We start from the raw sequence: 11,058 nt of genomic DNA, 5'->3' as shown, positions 1-11,058 counted from the left end.
GGCCCTCTCCCCCAACCCCTCTCCCACTTCGCGGGAGAGGGGAGCTAAAACGCTTCAAAGCCTTTCCGCATGATGCCGCACATGATCGGCCACAAACGTCGAGATGAAGTAATACCCGTGGTCGTAGCCTGCATGGCGCCGTAGCGTCAGGGGCTGGCCTACTTTGGCGCAAGCCGCTTCGAACGCTTCCGGATAAAGCTGCTCGGCCAGGAATTTGTCCGCCAGTCCCTGGTCGATCAGGATGCCCGCAGGGAAGGGTGCCGAAGCCTGCGCGGCCATCAACGCCGTCGCGTCGTGCTGGGCCCATCGGTTGCGGTCTTCGCCGAGATAGCCCGTGAAGGCTTTCACGCCCCACGGACATTGCGAAGGGGCAGCGATGGGTGCGAAGGCCGACACCGAGCGGAAGCGTTGCGGGTAGCGCTGGGCGAGCACCAGTGCGCCGTGGCCGCCCATCGAGTGGCCGAAGATGCCGATGCGTGCGGGGTCCGCCGGGAGTTCGGCGGTAACCAGATGGAACAGTTCGTCGGCGACGTAGCTCTCCATGCGCCAGTGCATGCGCCACGGCGCTTCGGTGGCATCGACGTAGAATCCGGCTCCCACGCCGAAGTCCCATGCATCGGCCTCGCCGGGCACGTGGGCGCCGCGTGGGCTGGTATCGGGCGCCACGAGGATCAGGCCGTGCTCGGTTGCGAACTGCTGTGCGCCGGCCTTGATCATGAACGTTTCTTCGGTGCACGTCAGGCCGGCCAGGTAGAACAGCGTCGGCAGCGCCTTCGCGCCCGGCACCAGTGCCTGCGGCGGCAGGAACACCGAGAACCGCATCGGCAGCCCGATGGCCGCCGACTGGTGCTGGTAGAAGCGCTGGACGCCGCCGTGGCAGCCGTGTTCGCTCAGCAGTTCCATGGGCCGATCCTCAGTACAGCACCACGGAGCGGATCGACTCGCCGCGCTTCATCAGGTCGAAGCCCTCGTTGATGCGATCCAGCGGCAGCGTGTGCGTGATCAGGTCGTCGATGTTCAGCTTGCCTTCCATGTACCAGTCGACGATCTTGGGCACGTCCGTGCGGCCACGTGCGCCGCCGAAGGCCGAACCCTTCCATTCACGGCCCGTGACCAGCTGGAACGGACGCGTGGAGATTTCCGCCCCGGCTTCGGCCACGCCGATGATGATCGACTTGCCCCAGCCCTTGTGGCAGCACTCCAGCGCCTGGCGCATGACCTGCGTGTTGCCGATGCATTCGAACGAGTAGTCGGCGCCACCATCGGTCAGTTGCACGATGGCGTCCACTACGTTTTCCACATCCTTCGGGTTGATGAAATGCGTCATGCCGAACTTGCGTGCCATGGCTTCGCGGCCCGGGTTCAGGTCCACGCCGATGATCTTGTCGGCGCCCACCATCTTGGCGGCCTGGATCACGTTCAGGCCGATACCGCCGAGGCCGAACACCACCACGTTGGCACCCGCTTCCACCTTGGCCGTGAACAGCACGGCGCCCACGCCCGTGGTCACGCCGCAGCCGATGTAGCAGACCTTGTCGAACGGTGCGTCAGGACGAATCTTGGCCAGCGCGATTTCCGGCACCACGATGTGGTTGGCAAAGGTCGACGTGCCCATGTAGTGGAAGATCGGCTTGCCGTCGATCGAGAAGCGCGACGTGCCATCGGGCATCAGGCCCTTGCCCTGCGTCGAGCGGATGGCCTGGCACAGGTTGGTCTTGCGCGAGAGACAGAACTTGCACTGGCGGCATTCCGGCGTGTAGAGCGGAATGACGTGATCGCCGGCTTTAAGCGAGGTCACGCCGGGGCCGACGTCCGTGACGATGCCCGCACCTTCGTGGCCCAGGATGGCCGGGAAGATGCCTTCGGGGTCCGCGCCGGAGAGCGTGTAGTAGTCGGTGTGGCAGATGCCCGTGGCCTTGATTTCGACGAGTACCTCGCCTGCGCGCGGGCCATCGAGATCCACCTCTTCGACGGTGAGCGGGGCGCCGGCTTTCCAGGCAATGGCGGCTTTGGTCTTCATGGGGCAACTCCTGTGCGAATGAGGTGGGGCGAAGGCGTGCGTGGCACGCCTTCCGCCGACAGGCCAAGACTATACGGGCAACGGCGGGATGCGGCCAGACGGATGAGCGATTATCGGCTGACTGTCGTGCGTGGTGTGGCAGGGGGCGCGGTGTTTTCGGTAGTCGGCAATTGTCCTTCGTGGCGCCGGCCCAGCCACCAGCCGAGCCACGCCCAGGCCAGTGCCAGCATCGCACCGGCCAGCGCCACCGTGGCGGGGTGGCCCGAGAGCGCGTCGATGGCGGTCTTGACCCACGCGCTCACGGCATCGCCCGCACGGTAGACCGCCGTGTCGATGACATTCTTGGCCTTGTACTTGGTCTCGGGGTCCACCACCGTGAACAGCATCTCGCGGCCGGGTCGCAGCATCGCGTACTCGCCCACGCGCCGCAGGATCATCACGCCGGCCAGCACGGCGAACGTGGGCCACATCGCGAGCAGCAGGAAGCCGCCGGCCACCGCCAGGGGCACGAGCGTCAGCAATGCGCTCACGCCGTAGCGGCGTGCCACGCGGCCCGAGAAGAAAACCTGTACGAGGATGGTCAGCGCCTGCACCGCGGCGTCGAGCGCGCTGAAGACCTGCGTCTGCTGCTGGCGCGATGGAAATGCCTCGGCCACCAGCCGCGCCTGCTCGAAATACAGGAAGGTGCTTGCCGTTGCCAGCAGGATCACGAACAGGCCCACGCCCAGCAGATAGCGCGAGCGCGCCACCAGCATCAACCCGGCCCACAATCCTCCGCCCACTGGCTCGGAAGGGTCCATCGCCTGCATGGCCTCGATGGCGCCTGCACCGTGCCGGCGTCGCCAGCCGAACAGGTAGCCCGTGCCCGGCAGCGTGGCGGCGAGCAGCGCGGCAGAGAGCAGCATCAATCCGGTCAGGCCGATGCTGCCGACCAGCCAGCCGCCGAGCACCGGACCGGCGAGCCCGCCTGCACTGGCACCCGCCGCGATCAGCGCGAACAGGCGGCGCGCCTGCTCGGGGCGAAACACATCGGCCATCAGGCTCCACGCCACCGACACCACGAACAGGTTGAACACCGACAGCCAGACATAGAACACGCGCGCCAGCCAGACGTTGTCGGGCATCGCGCGCGTGGCAAACGCAAAGCCAAGCAGGTTGGCGACAAAGAACGCGTAGACCCACGGCACGAAGCGCCGGCGTGGCAGCCATTTGCAGCATGCGCCGTAGAACGGAATCGCCACGAGCATCACCACAAAGGTGGCCGTGAACAGCCATTGCAGATTCTTCACGCCACCGGCGATCCCCATCGTCTCGCGCACGGGGCGGAGCATGAAGTAGCTCGCGAACAGGCAGAAGAAGAACAGGAAGGCGGCGATGACGGCCGGCATCTCACCGGCGCGCACGCCGAGCAGGCGACCGGTGCGCGGGGAGGACGGGGGATCGCGGGTGTCGGGCGGAGGCATGCCGACAGTCGGGTCAGATAGTCATGCAGTCACGCCAGCGCCGCCGCGATGCGGGCACGCTCGCGGGTGTCCGGCATGCGTCCGAACGCGGCGGCCAGGTTATCGGCCATGTTTTTCGGCTTGGATGTTGCGGGAATCGCCGCTGTCACTGCCGGATGGCTGATGATGAACTTGAGGAACAACTGGCCCCAGGACTGGCAGTCAATCTCGCCAGCCCAGTCGGGCACCGGCTTGCCCTTGACGGCGGCAAACAGCCGGCCGTCCTGGAATGGGCGATTGATCAGCACTGCCACGCCGCGCTCCTGGCAGAGTGGCAGCAGCGATTTCTCGGCATTGCGCTCGGCCAGCGAATAATTGACCTGCAGGAAGTCCACCTTCTCGGCGCGCAGGATGTCGGCCAGTTGCTGGTGCGCGTCCTCACGGTAATGGGTAATGCCGATAAAGCGCGTCTTGCGCTGGTCCTTCCATTGGCGCAGAAGTTTCAGGTTCTCGCGCCAGTCGATCAGGTTATGCACCTGCAGCAAATCCACGCTGTCGGACTGCAGCGCCACGCGCGATTCGGTGAATTGCGCCATGGTATTGACCGCGTTGGTCGAGACCTTGGTGGCCAGGAACACCTTGCCGCGTGCCTGCACGGCTTGCAGCAGGTCTCCGGTCACGGTCTCGGCACTGCCGTAGCTCGGCGCGGTATCCACCACGGGATGGGGAATGCGCTGGAGCAGCATGGCCAGCACCTCGGCCTGCGCACCGCGTTCCTCGGCGCCACGCCCCACGTTGAAGGTATCGGCCGTGCCCATGCCGATCACGGGCAGAGACTCGTTGGTGCCGGGGATCTTGCGGCGCAGCGGCGCTTCCACCGTTGCGGCCTGCGCGGCGGCGGCCAGGGCCTGGCCCGCGGGCAGCGTGGCCAGTGCGGCGGCCAACTCCATGAAGGTGCGGCGGTCGATGCAACGGTGTTGGCTTGGCATGGCGATTCCCGGCGGTCGATTGCGCTGACCATAGCGCGTGCATGGAACGATGTAAACCGAAATGCCGCGCCGGAACCCACTGCGGACGCGGCACTGGGCGCGACGCCCGGGCCGGGTCTCGCCCCATTGCAAAAAAGCGGCGCACACTGAACAATCCCGGCACCTTTCCATCCCCTGCATTCCCTCCCTTCACAAGGACCGGATCGTGTTATCGAGCTTGCCCGGCGTGCTGTTCGATGGTGTGACTTACGGCAGCCTGCTATTCCTGATCAGCATCGGCCTGTCCGTGACGATGGGGCTGATGAATTTCGTCAACCTCGCGCACGGTGCGTTTGCCATGCTCGGCGGCTATCTCTCCGTGGTGACGATGAACCGCCTGGGCGTGCCGTTCCTGGCCGCCCTGCCGATTGCCTTTGTCGGCGCCGCGCTCGTGGGCGGGTTGCTGGAGCGCACGCTCTATCGACGTCTCTACCGCGCCAGCCATCTGGATCAGGTGCTGTTCTCGATTGGGTTGACGTTCATGGCGATAGCTGGCGCGACGTGGTGGTTCGGACCTTCGCAGCAGCCGGTGCAGTTGCCCGATTTCCTGATCGGCCAGGTCAAGGTGGCCGGACTGGAACTGGGCGCCTACCGGCTGTTCCTGCTGGCCGTGGTGATCGCCATCACGCTGGTGCTGGGCTGGCTTGTGGCACGGACGCGCTTCGGCGCCCAGGTGCGCGCCGCCGTGGATCACCAGCAGGCCGCGCGCGGGCTGGGTATCGACGTGGATCGCGTCTTCAGCCTGACCTTTGCGCTGGGCTCGGGACTCGCGGGCCTGGGTGGCGGACTGGGCATCGACGTCCTCGGTCTCGATCCCACCTTCCCGCTCAAGTACATGGTGTATTTCCTGCTGGTGGTAGCGGTGGGCGGCGCGGGCAGCATCCGGGGATCGCTGGTGGCCGCGATGGTGCTGGGCGTGGCCGATGTGGCGGGCAAATACTACGTGCCTGAAATCGGGGCTTTCGTGATCTACGCGATGATGGTGCTGCTGCTTGTAGCGTTTCCGGTCGGGCTTTACGGGAGGCGAGCCGCATGACATCGCACCGCTTGCCCAATGGCCGCTGGAATCCGGCCGAGTTCGTGTTCTGGCTCATTCCCGTGGTGGCGTTCTTCGCGCTGCCCGGCTACCTGATTCTCGGCAGTCAGATTCTGATTGTTGGACTATTCGCGTTGTCGCTGGACTTGATCCTCGGCTATGCGGGCATCGTCTCGCTGGGCCATGCCGCGTTCTTCGGACTGGGCGCCTATGCGGCCGGTCTGCTTGCCGCGCACGGCTGGGGCGAACCATTGAGCGGATTGCTGGCCGCCGCAGCGGTGGCGGCCTTGGCCGGATGGCTGTGCAGCTTCCTGGTGATCCGTGGCGGCGATCTGACGCGGTTGATGGTCACGCTCGGCATTGGCCTGATGCTGTTCGAGGCCGCCAACAAGGCCGCCTTCTTGACCGGCGGCGTGGACGGATTGTCGGGCGTGACGATGGATCGCGTGCTTGGCGTGTTCGAGTTCGACCTGTTCGGCAAGACGGCGTATCTCTACAGCCTCGCCGTGCTGTTCGTCATGTTCCTGCTGGTGCGGCGCATCGTGTCCTCGCCATTCGGACTGTCGCTGCGCGGCATCCGGGAGGGCGCACGCCGCATGCCGGCCATCGGCACCAACGTGCCGGGACGCTTGCGCGCCGTGTTCACGCTGGCGGCGGCCATCGCGGGTGTGGCGGGCGGGCTGCTGGCGCAGACCACGCAGTTCGTCGGCATGGACGTGCTCGGCTTTCCGCGCTCGGCGGAGCTGCTGGTGATGCTGGTACTGGGCGGCACGGGACGGCTCTACGGGGCACTGATCGGCGCGGCGCTGTTCATGATTGCGCAGGATGTGCTGTCCGGCATCAATCCGGTCTACTGGCAGTTCTGGATCGGCCTGCTGCTGGTGCTCATGGTGCTGTTTGCGAAGGGTGGGGTGATGGGCGCTGTCAGTACGGTCCGCGAGCGGATGGCCGCGCGACGCCGCATCGCAGGAAACCAGGGAGCCGATGCATGACCGCCACCTTGCGAACCGAGGGCCTCTGCAAATCCTGGGGCGCGTTTGCCGCCAATAGCGATGTCTCGCTGACATTTGCGCCGGGCTCGCGCCATGCGCTGATCGGGCCCAATGGCGCGGGCAAGACCACGTTCATCAACCTGCTGACTGGCGCGCTGGCGCCGACTGCGGGACGCATCTGGCTTGGCGATCGGGACATCACAAAGCTGCCGCAGCACACACGGGTGAAGCTCGGCATGACGCGCACGTTCCAGATCAATACGCTGTTTCCGGGGCTGACGGTGCTGGAATCGGTGGTGCTGGCCGTGGCCGAGCGTGCAGGCGCATCGGGCATCTGGTCACGCACGGTGGCGTCGCAGACGGCGCTGGTGGACGAGGCGATGGGCGTGCTGGCGATGCTGCGGCTCGACCGCGATGCGGATGGGGAAACGCGTGCGTTGCCCTACGGCAAGCAGCGCCTGCTGGAGATGGCGCTGGCACTGGCCACGCGGCCGTCGATCCTGTTGCTCGATGAGCCTGCAGCTGGCATCCCTGCAGGGGAGAGCGCTGAACTGTTTGCGGTCATCGCCGCTTTGCCGCGCGATATCACCATCGTCTTCATCGAGCACGACATGGATCTGGTCTTCCGCTTCGCCGAACGCATCACCGTGCTGGTGGCGGGCCGCGTGCTGACCGAGGGCACGCCAGCCGAGATCGCTGCCGCTCCACGCGTGCGCGAGGTGTATCTCGGGGAGGCCGCCCATGGATGAGTTGCTCCGACTTGAATCCGTCAGCGCTGGCTATGGCGAAGCGGTGGTACTCGACGGCATCGACCTGACGCTCGGCGCGGGCGATAGCCTGGCGCTGCTGGGACGCAACGGCGTGGGCAAGACCACGCTGCTCTCGACGTTGATGGGCTTCACGCGGCTGCGCGGTGGCCGGCTGCACTGGCGGGGGAAAGATCTGGCGCGCACGCCGCCGCATCGGCGGGCGCAAGGTGGTATCGGCTGGGTGCCGCAGGAGCGTTGGGTGTTTCCATCGCTGACCGTCGAGGAACACCTGGCTGCGGTGGCGCGACCGGGTCCGTGGGATATTGCCGGGATTTACCGCATTTTTCCGCGGCTGGAAGAGCGGCGCCGCAACTTCGGCAACCAGTTGTCGGGCGGCGAGCAGCAGATGCTGGCGATTGCGCGCGCGCTGATGGTCAACCCCTCACTGCTATTGCTCGACGAGCCGATGGAAGGTCTCGCGCCGATCATCGTCCAGGAGTTGCAGCGTGTGATCAGTGGGCTGATCGCAGAGAGCGGCATGGCAGTGATCGTGGTGGAACAGCATGCCCGGCTGGCGCTGGGCATGACGCGGCAGGCCATCGTGCTGGACCGGGGCAGGGTGGTACATCGCTCGGACAGCGCCGCGTTGCTATCCGACATGGCGCTGCTCGATCGGCTAGTGACCGTGCGGCAAGCATAGCGAAACGTCAGGGTTTCAGGCTGCTGTAGAAAGCGGCAAGGTTGGCGATATCCGCATCGCTGAGCGGCTTCGCCATCAGGTTCATCATCTCGTCCTTGCGCGCGCCAGTCTTGTACGCCTTGAGCGATTTCACGAGGTAGGACTCGACCTGCCCCGCCAGATGCGGGGCTTCGGGCAGTTTCGACTTGCCATCCATGCCATGACAGGTCTGGCATTGGAGCGCCTTGGCACGGCCCGCCTGCACGTCGGCGGCGATGGCCCCGGCCGGCAGGCCGAGGCACACCACAATCAAGGCGCCGGTCAGATAGGCTGCGCCTCTCATTTCGCTCCCGAGTAGCTGATGCGATAGATGGCGCCGGCAAAGTCATCGGACACCAGCAGCGAGCCATCCTGCAATTGCTGAACATCGACCGGGCGGCCCATGTACTCGCCATTCGGTGTCAGCCAGCCTTCGGCAAAGACCTCGGTCGCGCCTGCCGTGCCGTCCTTGTTCACCGCCGTGTAAACGATGCGCGCGCCGATGGGCTTGGTGCGGTTCCAGGAGCCGTGCTCGGCGGCGAAAACCCCGCCCTGATACTTGGCCGGGAACATCTTGCCCGTGTAGAACGACATGCCAAGGTCCGCTGCATGCGGGGCGTAATCCACTACCGGGAACACAACGTCCGCAGGCGGCTGGGCGTCCTTGTATTCCACCGTCCGGACCTTGCCGCCGCCGTACCATGGGAAGCCAAAGTTCTGGCCGGCCTTGGTGGCGCGGTTCAGCTCGCCGGGCGGCTGGTCGTCGCCCATGCCGTCCACCTGGTTGTCCGTGAACCAGAGCGTCTTGTCGGCCGGGTTGAAGTCGAGTCCGACGGAGTTGCGGATGCCTAGCGCATAGACCTCGCGGTTCTTGCCGTCCTGGCCGATGCGGATGATGCCGGACACGCCGCTCTTGTTCATCGCGGCAAGCTTGTCCTTGGGCGGCACGTTCCACGGCTGGCCCAGCGCGATATAGAGCATCTTGTCTGGCCCCACGCGACACGCGCGCGCGCCGTGGTTGAAGCTTTCGAACTCGGCAGGCACAAGCTTGCCTTGCGGCACCACCACGCCGGCGGCCACATCGGGCCCGCCTTCGCCGAAGAACTGGGCGGCGGGGAAGGCCAGCACGCGGTTCTGCTCGGCCACATAGAGAATGCCGTCCGGCGAGAAGCAGACGCCGTTGGGCACCTTGAACGTGACGGAACTGGCGAACTGCACCACATCATCGGCCACGCGGCGCTTGGTGCGATCGGTAACCTGCCAGACGCGGTTCTTGCGCGTGCCGACGAAGACCACGCCCGTCGAGGGTTCGATGGCCATGTGGCGGGCCTCGGGCACGATGGCGTAAAGCTCGATCTTGAAGCCCTGCGGCAGCTTGATCGCCTTGAGGTTCTCGCGGATGGCGTCGGCGTTCTGGCCGGTCTGCGCCACCTTCTCGGGCGGGGGCGCGCCGGTCTGCTTGAAACTCTGGAGCTTCTGGAGGTTATCAGTGGGTGCCGCCATGACGGCGGGGCTGGATACGGCGGCCACGAAACATACCGCCGCCATGGCAATGGCAGAGCGCTTCATCGTGCTGTCTCCGGAGTTCTTGTCGTGTGGCAGCGCGCAGGCGCCGCCAGACAAGGTTAGGACAGCTTTCGTCACAAGGGAATTTCACATTCCCAAAGGCGCGATAAAAGATTTCTACTACAGGGATAGTTGCTGGCTATCCCTGCTGGCAGGGCGGGTGGATTATTTGCCCGAGTCCTTGACGCCATCGAACTTGTCGAATTCCACGTTATAGAGCTCGCCGTTGCGCTTTTCCACCTTGCGGATGTAGACAGTCTGCACCACGTCGCGCGTGGCGGGGTCGATGGTGATGGTGCCGCGCGGGCTCTGCAGCTTCATGCCCTTGAGCGCAGCCAGGAACTTGTCGCCGTCCGTGGCGCCGTTAGTCTTCTTCAGCGCCTCGTAGATGGCAGCCATGCCGTCGAACGCGGCCACTGCCATGAAGTTGGGCCGGCCCGCGCCAGGATTGGCGGTGGCGAACGCCTTCAGGAACGCCTGGTTCTCCTTCGAATCATGGGCGGCGGAGTAGTGGAACGACGTGATCACGCCCAGCGTGGCATCGCCCATGGCGGGCAGCACGTGGTCGTCGGTCAGGTCGCCCGTGGCAATCACGCGGATGCCGGCATCGGCCAGCCCACGCTCGCGGAAACCCTTCATGAAGGCCACGCCCTGCTCGCCGGCCGGCAGGAACAGGAAGACGGCCTCGGGTTTGGCGTCCTTGATGCGCTGGATGAACGGGGCGAATTCCGGATTGCGCAGTGGCACGCGGATCGATTCCACGATCTGGCCGCCACCGCCGATGAAATTGGTCTTGAACGCGGTTTCGGCGTCGATGCCCGGCGCGTAGTCGGCCACCAGCGTCACCACTTTCTTCACGTTGTTGCGCACGGCCCAGGTGGCCATCGGCGCGGAGATCTGCGGCAGCGTCATCGAGACGCGCGCAATGTAGTTCGACTTCGTGGTGATGATCGAGGACGCAGCGTTGAAGATCACCATCGGCTTCTTGGCCTGCTCGGCCACGGGCGCCACGGCCAGCGCCTCGGGCGTCAGGCCGAAACCGGCGAGCACGTCCACCTTGTCGCGAACCACCAGTTCCTGCGCCAGCCGCTTGGCTACCTCGGGCACGGGGCCGGTGGTGTCCTTGACGATGATCTGCACCTTGCGGCCCGCCACGGTGTCACCGTGGATCTGCTGCCACGCCTTGATACCGCCTTCCATCTGTTTGCCGTAGTCGGCAAAGCTGCCCGAGAACGGCGCAATCAACCCGATCTTCACGGGATCGGCAGCATGGGACAACGGGGAATGCGCGAGAACGGCAAGGGCGCCGCACGCCAGCATGGCGCGCCGCAGCAGACTGAACGTCATGGAGATCTCCCGAAAGTGCAGTGTTGTAGGGCTGCATCGAGTGGGGAGTGTAGAGGGGGGAGGGGAGGCGGGCAATCGGGTTTGCCCGGTGTTTTATCGGCAATCTCTGCCGGTTTGTACTGGTCAAGTTTTTTCAGACACCTCGATAGGTTGTTGATAA

At 65.4% G+C, this 11,058-nt stretch carries 11 protein-coding genes; 4 read left to right on the top strand and 7 right to left on the bottom strand.

Annotation, left to right across the window (positions count from 1 at the left end; genetic code table 11):
- Nucleotides 1-54: 54 nt before the first annotated feature.
- The 4 genes from fghA to ABDB81_RS29930 all read right to left on the bottom strand — a co-directional run bounded on the left by fghA (nt 55) and on the right by ABDB81_RS29930 (nt 4,451).
- Nucleotides 55-903 (bottom strand): S-formylglutathione hydrolase, encoded by an 849-nt coding sequence (gene fghA, locus ABDB81_RS29945; RefSeq protein WP_137923731.1) that lies wholly within the window; start codon nt 901-903, stop codon nt 55-57.
- Nucleotides 904-913: 10 nt separating this feature from the next.
- Nucleotides 914-2,020: an S-(hydroxymethyl)glutathione dehydrogenase/class III alcohol dehydrogenase gene (locus ABDB81_RS29940; protein ID WP_137923730.1), complete on the bottom strand. Its 1,107-nt coding sequence runs from the start codon at nt 2,018-2,020 to the stop codon at nt 914-916.
- 110 nt (nt 2,021-2,130) lie between these two features.
- Complete coding sequence (locus ABDB81_RS29935) at nt 2,131-3,408, bottom strand: MFS transporter (protein ID WP_346814356.1); 1,278 nt, start codon at nt 3,406-3,408, stop codon at nt 2,131-2,133.
- A gap of 104 nt (nt 3,409-3,512) precedes the next feature.
- A complete protein-coding gene (locus tag ABDB81_RS29930; RefSeq protein ID WP_346814355.1) occupies nt 3,513-4,451 on the bottom strand; it encodes an aldo/keto reductase in 939 nt (312 codons plus the stop codon).
- A 205-nt stretch (nt 4,452-4,656) separates the two neighbouring features.
- On the opposite strand from ABDB81_RS29930, the gene ABDB81_RS29925 reads away from it, so the two are divergent.
- From ABDB81_RS29925 to ABDB81_RS29910, 4 genes are read left to right on the top strand one after another with little or no spacing between them, the layout of a single operon-like run.
- Nucleotides 4,657-5,526: a branched-chain amino acid ABC transporter permease gene (locus tag ABDB81_RS29925; RefSeq protein ID WP_346814354.1), complete on the top strand. Its 870-nt coding sequence runs from the start codon at nt 4,657-4,659 to the stop codon at nt 5,524-5,526.
- Nucleotides 5,523-6,518 (top strand): branched-chain amino acid ABC transporter permease, encoded by a 996-nt coding sequence (locus ABDB81_RS29920; RefSeq protein WP_346814353.1) that lies wholly within the window; start codon nt 5,523-5,525, stop codon nt 6,516-6,518. The genes ABDB81_RS29925 and ABDB81_RS29920 overlap by 4 nt, the downstream gene beginning before the upstream one ends.
- Nucleotides 6,515-7,267 carry an ABC transporter ATP-binding protein gene (locus tag ABDB81_RS29915; RefSeq protein WP_346814352.1) on the top strand — a complete coding sequence of 251 codons (753 nt, stop codon included), beginning with the start codon at nt 6,515-6,517 and terminating at the stop codon, nt 7,265-7,267. Before ABDB81_RS29920 ends, ABDB81_RS29915 begins: the two co-directional genes overlap by 4 nt.
- Nucleotides 7,260-7,967 carry an ABC transporter ATP-binding protein gene (locus ABDB81_RS29910; RefSeq protein WP_346814351.1) on the top strand — a complete coding sequence of 236 codons (708 nt, stop codon included), beginning with the start codon at nt 7,260-7,262 and terminating at the stop codon, nt 7,965-7,967. Before ABDB81_RS29915 ends, ABDB81_RS29910 begins: the two co-directional genes overlap by 8 nt.
- A 7-nt stretch (nt 7,968-7,974) precedes the next feature.
- Here ABDB81_RS29910 and ABDB81_RS29905 read toward each other — a convergent pair whose 3' ends face one another.
- The 3 genes from ABDB81_RS29905 to ABDB81_RS29895 form a co-directional block, all read right to left on the bottom strand.
- A complete protein-coding gene (locus ABDB81_RS29905) occupies nt 7,975-8,289 on the bottom strand; it encodes a cytochrome c (RefSeq protein ID WP_346814350.1) in 315 nt (104 codons plus the stop codon).
- Nucleotides 8,286-9,533: a PQQ-dependent sugar dehydrogenase gene (locus ABDB81_RS29900; RefSeq protein ID WP_237380788.1), complete on the bottom strand. Its 1,248-nt coding sequence runs from the start codon at nt 9,531-9,533 to the stop codon at nt 8,286-8,288. Before ABDB81_RS29900 ends, ABDB81_RS29905 begins: the two co-directional genes overlap by 4 nt.
- 183 nt (nt 9,534-9,716) lie before the next feature.
- Nucleotides 9,717-10,898, bottom strand: coding sequence for an ABC transporter substrate-binding protein (locus ABDB81_RS29895; RefSeq protein ID WP_137923722.1), 1,182 nt, complete (start codon nt 10,896-10,898; stop codon nt 9,717-9,719).
- Nucleotides 10,899-11,058: the final 160 nt, after the last annotated feature.

Origin of the sequence: Cupriavidus sp. DL-D2 (assembly GCF_039710735.1) — a bacterium.
GTDB lineage: Bacteria > Pseudomonadota > Gammaproteobacteria > Burkholderiales > Burkholderiaceae > Cupriavidus.
The sequence above is the reverse complement of the archived record's forward strand: the minus strand, read 5'-3'. Positions and strand labels throughout refer to the sequence as shown.